The organism is Agrobacterium sp. 22-223-1, assembly GCF_053522385.1.
The window spans coordinates 145,285-160,489 of record NZ_JBNWCN010000004.1; the positions used below are offsets into that span (position 1 = coordinate 145,285).

Genomic DNA, 15,205 nt, shown 5'->3' on the forward strand with positions numbered 1-15,205 from the left:
TACGACTACCGCGCCTTCGGCGTCGCCAGCACATTCCGGATCGCAAAACTCGAATGAATGCGCGAAACCCCCGGCAGCTTCGACAGAATTTCCTTGTGAATCCGCTCGAAATCGCCAGCACTTTCCGCCTCGCAGCGCAGAAAATAATCCGAACCGCCCGTCATCAGATAACATTCGCGGATCTCCGGATAGCGCCGCACCGCATTTTCAAAACGGTTGAGAAAATCCTCCGTCTGGCGATCCAGCGTGATCTGCACGATAACCGAAATCACCTCGCCGCCGGCAAGGCCGCTGGTCAGCGCTGTATAACCGCGGATAATCCCTTCCCGCTCGAGAATATCGACCCGGCGCAGGCAGGCGGATGCGGAAAGCCCGACTTCAGCCGCCAGTTTCGCATTGCTGATACGGGCATTGAGCCGAAGCAGGCGGATGATGTGGCGGTCGGTCGCATCGAGTGACGACATAGAAGATTCCAATCAGCAAAAGAAAATTGCGCCATTGTGAATTCTATCGCATTTTCTTCGAACAATCGCCAAGAAATTCGACAATCGTTGCAATACCCTCATGGGATAAAAATGAGGGTGAACGACCATGGACATGCAGATCAGCCGCCAGCAGGCCGCCGGTGGTGCAAGCGGTCATCTGACCATCGATCTCGGCGCATTGCGCGACAATTATCTGACCCTTGCGGCCATGGCGCCTGCGTCGCAGACGGCAGCGGTCGTCAAGGCCGATGCATACGGTCTCGGCGCGGATATCGTCTCGCAGGTCCTGTTCGACGCGGGTTGCCGCAATTTCTTCGTCGCCCATATCGATGAAGCGCTGGCGTTGCGACTGCGGCTTTCGGCAGAAGCGCGGATCTTTGTTCTCAACGGTCTTCAGCCCGGCAATGAGACCTCCTGCGCCGCCATGGCCGTTACCCCGGTTCTGAATTCGCTGGAGCAGATCGCCCAATGGTCGACGCACGCCAAGAAGCTTGGCAAGACGCTCACCGCCGCCGTGCAGATCGATACCGGCATGTGCCGTCTCGGCCTCTCGCCCGAAGAACTCGAAATCCTCGCCTCCCGGCCGCAATTGCTGGATGGCATCGACATCGCCTTCGTCATGAGCCACCTCGCCTGCGCCGATGAACCGGACCATGCCTCCAATGCCGCGCAGCTTGCAGTGATGCGTAAGGCCGCCATTGCCTTTCCTGAAGCGCCGGTCTGCTTTTCGAATTCCGGCGGCATCTTTCTGGGCAATGATTACCACAACCACCTGCTGCGCCCCGGCATCGCGCTTTATGGCGGCGCGCCCTCCGTTGCACGCCCCAACCCGATGAAGCCGATCGTTCGCCTCGATCTCGCCGTCATCCAGACCCGCACTGTGCCCGCCGGTTCGCTGGTCGGTTACGGCGGCTCCTTCGAAGCGGCCGGGCCCACGCGTCTGGCAACCATCGCCGCCGGTTACGCTGACGGCCTGCCGCGTTCGCTCAGCAATCGCGGCGCAGCGTGGTATAACGGCGTGCGCCTGCCGATTGCGGGACGCGTTTCGATGGACAGCATCATTCTCGACATATCCGCCCTGCCCGAGGGAACATTGACCCAGGGCAGCCTTGTGCAGATGATCGGGCCTGAGCAGACGCTGGAAGACATCGCCGAGGATGCGGACACGATCGCCTATGAAATCCTGACCGGCCTCGGACGCCGCTATCGACGCAATTATATTCAGCCGGGAGAAACCCCGGCAGCCGCTTCAACATCAGTCAATCACAAGTGAGACGATCATGAACGTCACTATCCTCGGAGCCGGCGTCGTCGGCGTGACATCCGCCTGGTATCTGGCCAAAGCCGGACACAAGGTGACGGTGATCGACCGCCAGCCGGCCGCGGCACTGGAAACCAGCTTCGCCAATGCCGGCGAGGTTTCGCCAGGCTATTCCTCGCCCTGGGCTGCGCCCGGCATTCCGGTCAAGGCGATGAAATGGCTGTTCATGAAACACGCGCCGCTGATCATTCGCCCGACGGCCGATCCGGCCGCATGGCGCTGGATGGGCCAGATGCTGCGCAACTGCACCTCGGCGCGTTACGCCATCAACAAGAGCCGCATGGTGCGTGTTGCCGAATATAGCCGCGATTGCCTGATGGCGCTGCGCGAAGAGACCGGCATCGAATATGACCAGCGCATGCAGGGCACGCTGGAGGTGTTCCGCACCCAGAAGCAGTTCGACGCCATCGGCAAGGATGTCGACGTGCTGACGGCGGGCGGCGTGCCTTTCGAGATTCTCGACCGCGACGGCTGCGCCGCTATCGAACCCGGTCTTTCTCCTTCGAAGGAGAAGATCGTCGGCGGCCTGCGCCTGCCGGGCGATGAAACCGGCGATTGCTTCATGTTCACCAGCGAACTTGCCCGTATGGCGGAAGAGGCGGGCGTCACCTTCCTCTACGATACCGGCATCATGCGCCCCATCGTCGAGGCAGGGCGCGTCAAGGCTGTGGAGACCACCCGCGGGCTGGTGGAGGCCGATATTTTCGTGGCGGCACTGGGCAGCTATTCGCCGCAGTTCGTGCGCCAGCTTGGCCTTACCCTGCCGGTTTACCCGGTCAAGGGTTACTCCATCACGGTTCCGATCGTGAAAGAGGAGCGCGCACCCGTTTCCACGGTCATGGACGAAACGTTCAAGGTGGCGATTACCCGCCTCGGCTCACGTATCCGCGCCGGCGGCATGGCGGAAATCGCCGGTTTCAGCAAGGATTTGCCGGCAGCGCGGCAGGAAACGCTGGCCCACTCGGTGGAAGACCTGTTCGGCGGCGCGGGCGACCAGACCCAGGCGAAATTCTGGTGCGGCCTGCGCCCGATGACGCCGGATGGCACGCCTGTCATCGGCGCCACGCGCTACAGCAATCTTTATCTCAATACAGGCCACGGCACGCTTGGCTGGACCATGTCCTGCGGCTCCGCCCGGGTGCTCGCCGATCTCATCAGCGGCAACAAGCCGGAGATCGACACGCACGATCTCGCGATCAGCCGTTACGCCGCCTGACGCGCAATCAACCCGCCATTCCCGTCCCGCGACGGGATGGCGGCCAATCAGAGCGCCAGCGCATCCTTCAGCGCCAGACCTTCCATCATGCGCAGGTCAAGATCGGCCTCGATGTGGTCGAGATGCTGCAACATCAGCGCGCGGGCCTTTGCCGTATCTTTCGCCTCAAGCGCGTCCAGGAGATCGGCATGATCATTGTGCCCGCAGCTTGAAACACCCGAGCGCCCGTAAAGCGCAATGACCAGCGACGAGCGGGCGACCAGCTCGTCCATGAATTTTTCCAGAATGGCATTGCCAGCAAGCGAGGCCAGCATCAGGTGGAAATCGCCCGATGCCTTGATTTCCGCGCGTCTGGCGCTCGGGCCGCGTTCATGCTGGTGGCGGCTTTCCTGCACCAGATGCTCACGCAGCCGCTTCACCGCCGCAGGCGTTATTTTTTCGATTGCGGCATCCACGACGCCGGGTTCGATCAACCGGCGCGACGCGAACACCTGCCGCGCTTCATCCGGTGTGGGATTGGAAACGAAGGCGCCCCGGTTGCGTTCGGCCTTCACCAATCCCTCGTAGGCCAGCATCTGAAGTGCGGCGCGCACCACCGTACGGCTGACATCGAACAGCGTTCCCACTTCCGATTCCGACAGCTTGGTTCCCGGCGCCAGCCGCCGGTCGACAATGGCGTCACGCAGCGTATCGCGAATGGCCTGGGCACGGTCTTCATGCGAGGTGTCGGAATTGACGGTTATCTGGGAAAGGCTCATCGGTGCGTCCTGTTTGTTCTTGAGTTCTAGCGCGAAGTGCGGCGCGCGCAAACAGGAATTGCGGGTCGCCGCCGGTCTGCCACAATTCATTCAGCGCCCGTTCAGCAGCCCGGCTGTATTTCCTTAACCATCGAATTTGCAACTGGCAGCGCCCTGCCACCTGTATGGAAGAACACACCATGTCGTCCTTTGCAGCTAAAACAGTTCTGACAATCGCTGTCGCCGCCGCCACCATTGTTCCCTTGAGCAGCGCATCCGCCGGCGACTGGGACCGCCGCGACCGTCGCGATGCTGCCATTCTGGGTGGCGTGCTCGGCCTTGCCGCCGGTGTCGCCGTCGGCTCCGCAATGTCGCGCCCGGCGCCAGCCTACGATGAGCGCGTTTATGTCGACGAGCCGAGCTATGTTTATGAAGAGCCGGATTACCGTTATTACCGCGCAGCACCGCAGCCGGTTTACCGCCCGGCACCGGTCTATCGCGCCCAGCCGGTTTACGATAGCCGCCCGGTCTACAACCAGCGCCGTACCTATCGCACCATCGAGCCCTGGACCAACGCCTGGTACGATTATTGCTCGCAGCGTTACCGCAGCTTCAACACCCGCACCGGCACCTATACGGATTATGACGGCCAGCGTCATTTCTGCGTTGCGGGTTGATCGGGAAGACCTTCAACACGGTTATTACCGTTAATGTCAGGCCGCGGACGGAAACGTCCGCGGCTTTTCCATGCGCGCTCCGCGCCAACTCACGCCGTGCCGCTCTTCACATAATCCGCCCGGTTGATGCCGTGGCGCTGCAGCTTGTCGTAAAAGGTCTTGCGGGCGATGCCGAGCGTGGCGATGGTTTCCGCCACGTCGCCATTCGATTGTTCCAGCGTTTCGCGGATGATACGCGCCTCGATCTCATCCATGCGTTCCGGCAGGGTTCCAGAAGCGGGGATTGTGGATTGTAACGCAGGCGCCTCCGCTGGTTCCGTCTCCAGCCCCAGAACCACCCTTTCGGCGAAATGGCCGAGTTCGCGCACATTGCCCGGCCAGTCGTGATCATTGAGGCGGCGGGAAATGCCGGCGCTGATCTGCGGCACCGCCATGTTGAAACGGTTGGCTGCCTTGGTGACGAAATGGGAAAACAAGAGCGGAATATCCGCCTTGCGCTCGCGCAGCGGTGGAATGGACAGCGTCACCACATTCAGCCGGTAATAGAGGTCTTCGCGAAACGTGCCGCGTTCGGCAGGATCGCCAAGATCGACCTTGGCCGCCGCGACCACGCGAATATCGACCGGCCGCTCCTCATTCGACCCGAGCGGCAAGACCTCGCGCATTTCCAGCACACGCAGCATCTTCACCTGCACCGCAAGCGGCATGCTCTCGATTTCGTCCAGAAACAGGGTGCCGCCGCTCGAATGTTCGATGCGGCCGACGCGCTTTTTCTGCGCGCCGGTGAAAGCCCCCGGCTCATGGCCGAAAAGCTCGCTTTCGATCACCGTTTCCGGCAGCGCACCGCAATTCAGCGCCACGAAATTGCCCTTTGAGCGTTTCTTGCTCCAGCGGTGAAGGGCCGTCGCCACCACTTCCTTGCCGCTGCCCGTCTCGCCCGCCACCAGCACATCCACATCCGTATCGGCAATGTGCCGCAGCGTGGTGCGCAGGCGTTCCATGGCAGGCGTCTGGCCGATCAGCGGCAGATCATCCTCCGCTTGGGCCCCCGCCCGGCGAAGCGACCGGTTTTCCAGCACGAGGCGGCGTTTTTCCAGCGCCCGACGGGCGCTTTCCACCATGCGTTCAGCGGGAAATGGCTTGGCGATGAAATCATAAGCTCCATTGTGAAGCGCATCGACCGCCATCGGCACATCGCCATGGCCGGTGATGAGAATGACCGGCAGATCGGCATCGATCTTGCGCACATGGTCGAAAAATTCGAGCCCGGTCATGCCGGGCATACGTACATCGGTGATGACGACGCCATCGAAATCCTCGTTCAAAGCCGCAAGCGCCTGTTCTGCGCGGGAAAACGACGTGACCGGCAATCCATCGAGTTCCAGCGTCTGCACCATCGCCTTGCGCAGCTGGGAGTCGTCGTCCACCAGGAATATGGTTCCGTCCACCGTCATGTCATGCTCGCTTCAGAAATACGGAAAAACATGTGCCCGCCTTGCTGCTCGCCACCTCGATACGCCCGCCATAATCCGAAGCAATATCGTTGGAGATGACGAGACCGAGGCCGAGGCCGCTTTCCTTGGAGGTATTGAAGGGCGAAAAAAGCTGGGCGCGGATTGCTTCGGGAATGCCCGTGCCATTGTCGCTGACGGAAAGCACGACCATGTCGCCTTCCTCGCGCACACGAACTTCGACACGGGCCGCCCCAGTCTCTTCAGTGGCTTCCAGCGCGTTTTGCAGAAGATTGATGAGGATCTGCTCCAGCCGGATACGGCTGCCGAGCACCTTCAGGTCCTGATCCGGCAACACGATATCCAGGGCATCCATCTGCCCGGAGAAGCGGCTGCGCAACAGCATGACCGCACCTTCGATAACCAGTCGAACACTGACAGGCTCGGCGGCGGTGCGGCCCTTACGCGCCAATATCTTCAGGTCGCCGGTAATCGTGCCGATACGCTCGGTCAGTGCCGCGATGTTTTCTAGATTTTCGGTGGCCTCCGACATGCGGTCGCGCTTCAGTAGCGTGCGGGCATTGTCGGCAAAGGCGCGGATCGTCGCCACCGGCTGGTTGATCTCGTGCGCCACACCCGCTGCCACCTGCCCTAGAATGGAAAGGCGGTTGGCCTGCACCAGTTCGTGCTGCACATTGCGCAACTCGCCCGAGGTCTTTTCATGCAGGGCGATTTCGGCCTGTAAATGATCGCGGGTCTTGGTCAGATCACGGGTCCGCTCCTGCACCTTCATTTCCAGCTCGGCACGGGCGCGCTGCTCCTCTTCCTTTTCCTTGAGCGCCTTGTGCCTGCGCCAGAGCCACAGGGCCGAAAGTGCCATCAGCGGCATCAGCGTCGCCAGCGCCACCACCCTGCCCTCGCGGATGGCGGCATTCAGCGCCGGCGCGACCGGTTGTAGATAATGCAGCGTCCATGAAGTGGTCGGCACCGGCACTTCCAGCTGCAGATAGTCGCCGCGTTCCCTCCCCGGCTCATCGACATGAATGAGCGGAACACCCTCGCTCGCGCGCCGCGCCGCGCGAAACGGCAGCGTTGAAAGCGCCTCATTGCCGAATTGCAGGCTCTCGGAAATGATTTTCCGCCGCGCCTCATCGATCGGCGCAACGGTCTTGAAGCGCCACTCCGGCACGCTGGTCATCAGCACGACGCCGTTTCTATCCACCACATAGACCGGCTTGCCGCCAATGTTCCAGTCTGTCTCCAGCCGGTTGAACTCGACCTTGGCAATGACGACGCCAAGCGGCCGCCCATCGGCGGCATCGATGCGGCGGGAGATATAAAGACCCGGCCGACGACTGACATTGCCGAGAGCATAGTGCTCGGACATGCCGGTCTTCATCGCCGCCTGAAAATATTCGCGGAAAGCATAATTGGAGCCGACAAAGCTGTCGTCCTGCCGCCAGTTGCTCGACGCGATGGTCAATCCGGTCGGCCCGGTCACATAGATCACCGAGGATTGTGTGCCTTCAATCAGCCCCTCCAGCTTGCGGTTCAACCGGTCAAGGGCAGGAGCACCGCCGCCATCCAGCGCGGCGGCAAGATCGGGATCTCCGGAGAGGACAAGCGGAATGGCGCGCGGCCGCTCCAGCGCGACATTCAGGAGCGCGATCTTCAGTTCGGCGTCCGTAGCGGCTTCGGAACCGGCCATGCGCAGCGCCTGATTGCGGGCGAACTCATCGGCCACCAGCAGAACGCCAAGGCTGACGAGCAGCCACAGGCCCGCCAGCGCCAGCCATTGCGCCCGCCGCTTCGCATGGGAATGAGATGCCTGATCCTGATAGGTCATGCGACAATTGTGCGGATTTACACACAGACCGCAAGAGATTTTGTCCGGAATTCCGCACAAATGCATGTGGGCCGATGAAGCGCCAATAAAAACTACTTTTGAAATCAGCCAGTTACACCAAATAAGCAAGTCTGGCATGCGTATTGCACATGACTCCGCAATCGGCGCGAAGCCGTCAACGTCACGGCGAACCCGGGAGGCCAATAAAGGCAGGGTGAGGCCGAGGAGGAAAAAACATGATCGATACGACAGCCGTGGCCGCAGGCCACGCCAAGCAGCCATTCTACAAGCACCTGTATTTCCAGGTTCTGGTGGCCATCATCGCCGGTATCGCGCTCGGCCATTTCTATCCGGCCTTCGGCGAACAGCTGAAGCCGCTCGGCGACGGCTTCATCCGCCTCGTCAAGATGATCATCGCACCCGTCATCTTCCTCACCGTCGCAACCGGCATCGCCGGCATGAACGACATGAAGAAGGTGGGTCGCGTGGCCGGCAAGGCCATGATCTACTTCCTCGTATTCTCCACGCTCGCGCTCATTGTTGGCCTCATCGTCGCCAACACCGTGCAGCCGGGCGCCGGCATGAACATCGATCCGGCCACGCTGGATGCCAAGGCAGTCGCGACCTACGCCGACAAGGCCCATGAGCAGACCATCACCGGCTTCCTGATGAACATCATCCCGACCACCATCGTCGGTGCTTTCGCCAGCGGCGATATCCTGCAGGTGCTGTTCTTCTCGGTTCTGTTCGGTATCGCGCTCGGCATCGTCGGTGAAAAGGGCAAGCCCGTCACCGATTTCATGCATGCCCTGATGTATCCGATCTTCAAGCTGGTCGCGATCCTGATGAAGGCCGCCCCCATCGGCGCTTTCGGCGCCATGGCCTTCACCATCGGCAAATACGGCATCTCGTCCGTCACCAACCTCGCGATGCTGATCGGCACCTTCTACGTCACGTCCTTCCTGTTCGTGTTCGTGGTTCTCGGTGCGGTATGCCGTTACAACGGCTTCTCCATCGTCGCGCTCATCCGCTACATCAAGGAAGAACTGCTTCTGGTTCTCGGCACGTCGTCTTCCGAAGCCGCCCTGCCGGGCCTGATGAGCAAGATGGAAAAGGCGGGCTGCAAGCGCTCCGTCGTCGGCCTCGTCATCCCCACCGGTTATTCCTTCAACCTTGACGGCACCAACATCTACATGACGCTGGCGGCCCTCTTCATCGCGCAGGCGACCGGTATCCACCTGTCCTTCGGCGAGCAGATCCTGCTGTTGCTGGTGGCCATGCTCTCCTCCAAGGGTGCCGCCGGCATCACCGGCGCGGGCTTCATCACGCTCGCGGCAACCCTCTCCGTTGTGCCTTCGGTTCCGGTTGCCGGCATGGCGCTGATCCTCGGCATCGACCGTTTCATGTCGGAATGCCGTGCGCTCACCAACTTCGTTGGCAATGCGGTCGCCACCATCGTCGTCGCCCGCTGGGAAGGCGAACTGGATCAGGATCAGCTTGCCCGCGTGCTGAGCGGCCAGGAAGAGTTCACCGGCATCGCCGATGTGGATCAGCTTCCGGCTTCGGTGCAGCCCGCCGAATAATAAGACCTCCCAAGGTCCGGCCTGTCCCGGTTTCTCCGGGCAGGCACATACGGGAAGCCCGGCGCATCGACAGGATGCGCCGGGCTTTCATTGTTCAGGCTCGCCCCATCAAACGGGGTTTTTATCGGCCGGAAGATGCGGTAGAGCCGAAGCGTAACCAATGCGATAAGCGGAGTGGCGGCATGAAGAACCTGTTTCTGGCCTGGCAATTCTGGGCGCTGCTATCGGCAGCCTTTGCGGCTTTGACTGCCATCTTTGCGAAGATCGGCGTCGAAAATATCAATTCCGATTTCGCCACTCTCATCCGCACCGTCGTCATTCTCGCCGCCGCCGGCCTGATGGTTTACATCACCGGCAACTGGCAGCAGCCTTCCACCATCTCGGGTAAAACCTGGGTGTTCCTCGTGCTCTCCGGTCTGGCGACCGGGGCATCGTGGATATGTTATTTCCGGGCGCTTAAACTCGGCGACGCCGCCCGCGTCGCGCCTATCGACAAACTGAGCGTCGTGTTTGTCGCCGTCTTTGCGGTGCTGTTTCTGGGGGAAAGGCTGTCTTTGCCCAACTGGCTCGGCGTGGTGCTGATCGCCTGCGGCGCGGTACTTGTGGCCTATCGGGGATAGGCCGGCCGGATAAACCGGCCGGCATAATCGCTGGAGTTATCAGCCTCAGGCAGCCGCAACCTTGTCGAGACCGCGCTTCACACCGGCAAACAGCTCGTCCAGCTGTTCGGCCGTAATGATGAGCGGCGGGCAGAAGCAGATGGATTCGCCGATAGGCCGGGTGATGACACCCTCCTCTTCGATGGCCGCTGCAAGGGCGAGCGTCGTATCGCCCGGCTTCATGCCCTCCCACGGCTTCACCTCCAGCGCGCCGATCAGGCCGATACCGCGCGAGGAATGAATGAGCGGGTGATCGGCCAGCGCCTTCAGATGACTAAGAAACTTGCCCTCCAGCCGTGCGACATTGCCGACCAGATCGCGCTCCTGAATGATCTTCAGGTTCTCCAGCCCCACAGCCGTTGCGACGGGATGGCCGGAGGCGGTGTAACCATGGCCGAAGGAGCCGATACGGTCGGATTCATCGGCAATCGGCTGGTAGAAATTGTCATTCATGATGATCGCCGAAAGCGGCATATAGGACGACGAAATCTGCTTGGAGACGACAAGCACATCCGGCTTGATGCCATAGGTCTCGCAGGCGAACATTTTGCCGGTTCGACCGAAACCGCAGATCACCTCATCCACCACAAGCAGAATATCGTATTTTTTCAGGATCGCCTGAACGCCCGCCCAATAACCTTCCGGCGGCAGGAGCACGCCGCCGGCGCCCATTACCGGCTCGCCCCAGAAAGCAGCGATGGTTTCCGGGCCTTCGCGCAGGATCAGATCCTCCAGCTCCTTCAGGATACGCGCGGTGAAATCCGCCTCGCTTTCCCCTTCCTTTCCAAAATGCACATAGGAGGGGCAGGCCGTATGCAACATGCGGTCCAGCGGCAGGTCGAAACTTTCATGGTTGCGCGGCAGGCCGGTGATCGAGGCCGAGGCAATCGTCACACCATGATACCCCTTGATGCGGCCGATGATCTTCTTCTTGTCTCGTCTGCCCAGCGCATTGGAGCGATACCAGACCATCTTGGCGACAAGATCGTTAGCCTCGGAGCCAGAGGAGGTGAAATGCACCTTTGACATCGGCACTGGCGCAAGCTCGATCAGCAGTTCGGCGAGATCGACCGACGGACCGTGCGTCTTGTAGGAAAAGGTGTGGTAATAGGGCAGTTTCTGCATCTGCTTCGTCGCCGCTTCCACCAGCCGCTGTTCACCGAAGCCGAGCGCCACCGACCACAGCCCCGCCATCGCCTCGATATAGCGCTTGCCGCTGCTATCGGTGACATAGATGCCCTCGCCGCTCTCGATCACCAGACCGCCGGTCTTTTCGAATTTGCGCAGATTGACGTTCGGATGCATCTGATAGGCGATATCTCGTGCCTCGACGGAATTCGGCAGGATGGTCATCGATGAAGGCTCCATTTTCGGTTGATGCTCGGCGTGTCAGACGTGCTGGCCGCCATTGATGTGAATTTCCGCGCCGTTGATGTAGCTCGACTGTTCCGAGCACAGGAAATAGATGGTCTGCGCCACCTCGGCCGTGGTGCCGAGCCGCCCGAGCGGCACCTGGGCTTCCACCAGCTCCGCCGTTCCGGGGGAGAGGATGGCGGTGTTGATCTCGCCTGGCGCAATCGCATTGGCGCGCACGCCGCGCGGGCCGAACTCATGCGCCAGCTCCCGCGTCAGCGCCGCGAGCGCCGCCTTCGACGTGGCATAGGCCACGCCGGCAAAAGGATGCACCCGTGAGCCGACAATCGACGTGACGTTGACGATGGAGCCTTTTGCCGCTTCCAGTTCCGGCAAAAGCGTGCGGGCGAGCAGCGCCGTCGAAACGAGATTGACGTTCAGCACCCGCGTCCAGATTTCCGCCGTCGTATCCATCACACCGAGACGGCTACCGCCCTTCCCCTTCGGCGAAATTCCGGCATTGTTGACAAGCGCCGCAAGCTTTCCCTCCGGCAGGCGTGAACGCACCTCGTCCGCCAGATCGTCGATGCGGGACAGGTCCTCCAGATCGGCCTGAATATGGCTCTCCCGCGCCGACGGCCAACGGCATTCCTCGGAGAAAGGTTGCCGCGATACGGTGAGAATTCTCCAGCCCTTTTCCTGAAACAGCTTGACGGTGGCGTGCCCTATTCCGCGGCTTGCGCCGGTCAGAAGCATATAAGGAACAGCCATGTGAGAACTCCTGTGCCATGCGGACCGTTGAGCCGGCCGCGCATTCAGCCCCGCATGTTAGAGCGCTGCCACCGGCTGACAAGGTCTTTTTTGTCGCGGCGCAGCGATGGCGGATCGGCGACGGGCTAATCCCATTTGATGCGCGGCTTTCACCCGAAGGGAATATTTGAAGCCGACCGTTTACCCATAAAATGAAGCCTCCCGAATGTGTGATCAGTATTGGGAGGGGGACGAATGCGTATCGATATCATCGACACGGACGCCGGCTTCGAGGCGATCCGCGAAAACTGGGATGCGGTGTTCATGGCCGATCCCCATGCCCGGCATTTCCTCTCCTGGGGGTGGCTGAGGGACTATATGCCGCGCCGCAGACGCTGGTTCATTCTTGCGCTGCGCGAACGGGCGGAAGGCTCGCCCTATGTGGCGTTTTTCCCGCTGCGCATCGTCACCGAACCGGACAAGAAAACCGGACGCTTCCACGACAGCATCGTCATGGCCGGTAATGCGGCGGCGGATTACACCGGTTTCATCACCCTGCCGGACTATGAAAATCACGCAGTCGCCGGTTTCTGTTCCTATATACGCCAGCAGAACTGGACCGAATTGAAGCTCGATTATCTTTCCGGTCCGCCGGAACGCCGCGAGGCGATGATCCGCGCACTTCAGGGCCCGCTCGTCATGTTTCGCGACAACATGCCGACCAACCCCTACAACATCAACAATTGCATCTGCCCGGTGGTGGCCCTGCCGGAGACGTTCGACGGCTATCTCGACAGCCATATGAGCAGCCAGACCCGGCAGAAGCTGAGGCGTTTCCTGAGAAAAGTGGAGGGCGGCGACGAATATCGCATCACATTTGCAACGAGGGAAACAATCAAGCGGGACATGGACATCCTGTTCGATTTCTGGCGCATCCGCTGGGCGCCGCACAAGGGCAAGGAACGCACCGAACTCCTGATCGGCGCGACACGGCAGATGCTGATGGATGTCTATATCCGTGGCGATCTGGAAGTGCCGGTGCTCTGGTTCGGCGACCAGCCGCTCGGCGCGCTCGCCAATATCATCGACCGCCAAAAGAAATCGGTCCTGTTCTACATTACCGGCCGCGACGAGAACTGGAAGACCCCTTCCCCCGGCCTTGTGCTGCATGGCCATTGCATTCGCAGGGCGATCGAGCAGGGTTTCAAAACCTATGATTTCCTGCGCGGCAACGAGCCTTACAAATATTTCTTCGGGCCGGAGGAGCAGAAGCTGAGCTGCACGCTGTTTCGCACCCGCTCGGGCGACAATCTCGGCGGCACGCTTCACCCGCGCAGCATCCGTTTTGTCTACGAACAAGCCCTCAAACTCTATAAGACCGGCCAGAAAGCGGCCGCCAATATTGCCTTCGCGCAGGTGCTGACTGCGGCACCGGACCATCTCGGCGCGCAATTCGGGCTGGCCAATCTGTTGTTCGACCGGGGTGAATTCCGGGAGGCCGAAATCGCCTTTCTCAGCCTTCTGGCCGCCGGACAGGAACCCGTCGTCCTCTGGCTGCGTATCGGCGAGGCCCGGCTGGCGCAGCAGCATTACCATGAGGCATCCGAGGCCTTCCGCCAGGTGACCAATCGCGCGCCCTTCCACCGGGAGGCGCTTTACAAATGCGCCGTAGCGCTGATTGCCGCCGAAAGAACGATGGAAGGTGCGGAAATCCTCGACAGGCTGCAGCACTATCATTCGGACGATGCGGCGCATCTGGAATATGCGGAAAAGGCCCGTGCAGCCCTTGCCCGGCTGGAACTGGCAAAAGCCAAGGTTCCGCTGCCAGCCGATGTCGTCACGCTCGCCATCAAGCCGAAAGCGGCGGGCAAACGCTGGCACCCGCCAAAGGTTTTGCATTAAAGGCTACGCCCTGTAAGTTGCGGCAGGAAAAACCGGCCTGACGACTTGCAAGGATTTTTGATGTTTCTGACCAACAAGGACATGCTCGATCTCATTGAGCTTCGCCATGATCTTCACCGTCATCCGGAAATTTCCGGCGAGGAGAAGGAAACGGCGCGGCGCATCCGCGCTTTCCTCGAGCAGGCGCAGCCCGACCAGCTTTTCGCCGATCTCGGCGGCCATGGCGTAGCTGCGGTCTATGACAGCGGCAAAAGCGGCCCGGCGATCCTGATCCGTTCAGAACTCGATGCCCTGCCCATTCACGAAAAGAGTGACGTCGAATACCGCTCCGGCACCGATGGCAAGGGCCATCTTTGCGGTCATGATGGCCACTCCACCATTCTGACGGCGCTGGCGCTCGGCCTTTCACGGCAGCGGCCCGCAACAGGCCGCGTCATCCTTCTGTACCAGCCGGCGGAAGAAACCGGCGCGGGCGCCGCCGCCGTCCTCGCCGACCCGCGCTTTGGGCAGATAAAGCCGGATTATTCCTTTTCGCTCCATAACCTGCCCGGCCTGCCTTTCGGCCATGTCAGCGTCGTGGAGGGACCGGTCAACTGCGCGTCGCGCGGCATCAAGATTCACCTTTCCGGCAAGACGGCGCATGCGTCTTCGCCCGAACATGGCATTTCGCCGATGCGGGCAATATCCCGGCTGATGCCGGCCTTGGCCGAACTGGGCTCCGGGTTCCCGCCCAAACCCGATTTTTCGATGGTGACGATCACCCATGCCGTGATGGGCGAAGCCGCCTTCGGCATTTCCCCGGCCGATGCCGAAATCTGGGCGACACTCCGGACACTGACCGACGACCGGATGGAAAAACTCTGCGAGGCTGCAGAAACGCTGGCCAAAAAGGTGGCGGACGAACAGAAGCTGACGCTCGACATCACCTATGACGATATTTTCCTGCATTGCGAAAATGCGCCTGACGCGGTCGGGCATATCCGGCGAGCGCTGGATGAGGAGAAAATCTCCCACGGTTCGGAGGGTCTGCCCATGCGGGCTTCCGAAGATTTCGGCCGCTTTCGTGCCGTTTCGTCATCGGCGATGTTCTTTCTCGGCGCAGGCCGGGATTATCCCGACCTGCACAATCCGGATTACGACTTTCCGGATGCGCTGATCGGCACCGGCGCGCGTATCTTCATGCGCATCATCCGCAACCTCACCGACGCGGGATAGCAGCGGCCGG

General features: G+C 61.0%; 13 protein-coding genes. 7 read left to right on the plus strand and 6 right to left on the minus strand.

The genetic code is table 11. The annotated features are described in order from the left end of the window. Positions 1-5 precede the first annotated feature (5 nt). Positions 6-464: an Lrp/AsnC family transcriptional regulator gene (locus tag ACQZ60_RS18210; RefSeq protein WP_003500727.1), complete on the minus strand. Its 459-nt coding sequence runs from the start codon at positions 462-464 to the stop codon at positions 6-8. A gap of 127 nt (positions 465-591) precedes the next feature. Here ACQZ60_RS18210 and alr point away from each other — a divergent pair, with 127 nt between their 5' ends. Both alr and ACQZ60_RS18220 read left to right on the plus strand, forming a co-directional pair. After that, a complete protein-coding gene (alr, locus tag ACQZ60_RS18215) occupies positions 592-1,758 on the plus strand; it encodes an alanine racemase (protein WP_020810518.1) in 1,167 nt (388 codons plus the stop codon). A 7-nt stretch (positions 1,759-1,765) separates the two neighbouring features. Continuing rightward, complete coding sequence (locus ACQZ60_RS18220; RefSeq protein ID WP_020810517.1) at positions 1,766-3,022, plus strand: D-amino acid dehydrogenase; 1,257 nt, start codon at positions 1,766-1,768, stop codon at positions 3,020-3,022. A gap of 47 nt (positions 3,023-3,069) precedes the next feature. On the opposite strand, the gene ACQZ60_RS18225 is transcribed toward ACQZ60_RS18220, so the two are convergent. Further along, a complete protein-coding gene (locus tag ACQZ60_RS18225; RefSeq protein WP_003519916.1) occupies positions 3,070-3,780 on the minus strand; it encodes a GntR family transcriptional regulator in 711 nt (236 codons plus the stop codon). Positions 3,781-3,959: 179 nt separating this feature from the next. On the opposite strand from ACQZ60_RS18225, the gene ACQZ60_RS18230 reads away from it, so the two are divergent. Further along, complete coding sequence (locus ACQZ60_RS18230) at positions 3,960-4,436, plus strand: BA14K family protein (RefSeq protein ID WP_020810516.1); 477 nt, start codon at positions 3,960-3,962, stop codon at positions 4,434-4,436. 89 nt (positions 4,437-4,525) lie between these two features. Here ACQZ60_RS18230 and ACQZ60_RS18235 read toward each other — a convergent pair whose 3' ends face one another. Together ACQZ60_RS18235 and ACQZ60_RS18240 are read right to left on the minus strand one after the other, a co-directional pair. After that, on the minus strand, positions 4,526-5,890 hold the full coding sequence (locus tag ACQZ60_RS18235) for a sigma-54-dependent transcriptional regulator (protein ID WP_020810515.1): 1,365 nt from the start codon (positions 5,888-5,890) through the stop codon (positions 4,526-4,528). A 1-nt stretch (position 5,891) separates the two neighbouring features. Beyond that, positions 5,892-7,733, minus strand: coding sequence for a sensor histidine kinase (locus tag ACQZ60_RS18240; RefSeq protein WP_448735825.1), 1,842 nt, complete (start codon positions 7,731-7,733; stop codon positions 5,892-5,894). Positions 7,734-7,969: 236 nt separating this feature from the next. Here ACQZ60_RS18240 and ACQZ60_RS18245 point away from each other — a divergent pair, with 236 nt between their 5' ends. Both ACQZ60_RS18245 and ACQZ60_RS18250 read left to right on the plus strand, forming a co-directional pair. Beyond that, a complete protein-coding gene (locus ACQZ60_RS18245; RefSeq protein ID WP_003519920.1) occupies positions 7,970-9,316 on the plus strand; it encodes a dicarboxylate/amino acid:cation symporter in 1,347 nt (448 codons plus the stop codon). A gap of 182 nt (positions 9,317-9,498) precedes the next feature. Beyond that, positions 9,499-9,936 carry an EamA family transporter gene (locus ACQZ60_RS18250; protein WP_059758266.1) on the plus strand — a complete coding sequence of 146 codons (438 nt, stop codon included), beginning with the start codon at positions 9,499-9,501 and terminating at the stop codon, positions 9,934-9,936. A 45-nt stretch (positions 9,937-9,981) separates the two neighbouring features. On the opposite strand, the gene ACQZ60_RS18255 is transcribed toward ACQZ60_RS18250, so the two are convergent. Both ACQZ60_RS18255 and ACQZ60_RS18260 read right to left on the minus strand, forming a co-directional pair. After that, entirely contained in the window at positions 9,982-11,328 is a 1,347-nt protein-coding gene (locus tag ACQZ60_RS18255; protein ID WP_448735826.1) for an aspartate aminotransferase family protein, read from the minus strand. A 36-nt stretch (positions 11,329-11,364) separates the two neighbouring features. Further along, complete coding sequence (locus ACQZ60_RS18260; RefSeq protein WP_448735827.1) at positions 11,365-12,099, minus strand: SDR family NAD(P)-dependent oxidoreductase; 735 nt, start codon at positions 12,097-12,099, stop codon at positions 11,365-11,367. A 234-nt stretch (positions 12,100-12,333) separates the two neighbouring features. Between ACQZ60_RS18260 and ACQZ60_RS18265 the strand changes: the two genes are divergently transcribed. Both ACQZ60_RS18265 and ACQZ60_RS18270 read left to right on the plus strand, forming a co-directional pair. Then, positions 12,334-13,980: a GNAT family N-acetyltransferase gene (locus ACQZ60_RS18265; RefSeq protein WP_142780434.1), complete on the plus strand. Its 1,647-nt coding sequence runs from the start codon at positions 12,334-12,336 to the stop codon at positions 13,978-13,980. A gap of 60 nt (positions 13,981-14,040) precedes the next feature. Further along, positions 14,041-15,195, plus strand: a complete 1,155-nt coding sequence (locus tag ACQZ60_RS18270; RefSeq protein ID WP_448735828.1) for an amidohydrolase — start codon at positions 14,041-14,043, stop codon at positions 15,193-15,195. The last annotated feature ends 10 nt before the right edge of the window (positions 15,196-15,205 follow it).

Bases quoted from the DNA above. Each gene is read 5' to 3' on its own strand.
- ACQZ60_RS18210 (WP_003500727.1), bottom strand. From the start codon at position 464: ATGTCGTCACTCGATGCGACCGACCGCCACATCATCCGCCTGCTTCGG.
- alr (WP_020810518.1), top strand. From the start codon at position 592: ATGGACATGCAGATCAGCCGCCAGCAGGCCGCCGGTGGTGCAAGCGGT.
- ACQZ60_RS18220 (WP_020810517.1), top strand. From the start codon at position 1,766: ATGAACGTCACTATCCTCGGAGCCGGCGTCGTCGGCGTGACATCCGCC.
- ACQZ60_RS18225 (WP_003519916.1), bottom strand. From the start codon at position 3,780: ATGAGCCTTTCCCAGATAACCGTCAATTCCGACACCTCGCATGAAGAC.
- ACQZ60_RS18230 (WP_020810516.1), top strand. From the start codon at position 3,960: ATGTCGTCCTTTGCAGCTAAAACAGTTCTGACAATCGCTGTCGCCGCC.
- ACQZ60_RS18235 (WP_020810515.1), bottom strand. From the start codon at position 5,890: ATGACGGTGGACGGAACCATATTCCTGGTGGACGACGACTCCCAGCTG.
- ACQZ60_RS18240 (WP_448735825.1), bottom strand. From the start codon at position 7,733: ATGACCTATCAGGATCAGGCATCTCATTCCCATGCGAAGCGGCGGGCG.
- ACQZ60_RS18245 (WP_003519920.1), top strand. From the start codon at position 7,970: ATGATCGATACGACAGCCGTGGCCGCAGGCCACGCCAAGCAGCCATTC.
- ACQZ60_RS18250 (WP_059758266.1), top strand. From the start codon at position 9,499: ATGAAGAACCTGTTTCTGGCCTGGCAATTCTGGGCGCTGCTATCGGCA.
- ACQZ60_RS18255 (WP_448735826.1), bottom strand. From the start codon at position 11,328: ATGACCATCCTGCCGAATTCCGTCGAGGCACGAGATATCGCCTATCAG.
- ACQZ60_RS18260 (WP_448735827.1), bottom strand. From the start codon at position 12,099: ATGGCTGTTCCTTATATGCTTCTGACCGGCGCAAGCCGCGGAATAGGG.
- ACQZ60_RS18265 (WP_142780434.1), top strand. From the start codon at position 12,334: ATGCGTATCGATATCATCGACACGGACGCCGGCTTCGAGGCGATCCGC.
- ACQZ60_RS18270 (WP_448735828.1), top strand. From the start codon at position 14,041: ATGTTTCTGACCAACAAGGACATGCTCGATCTCATTGAGCTTCGCCAT.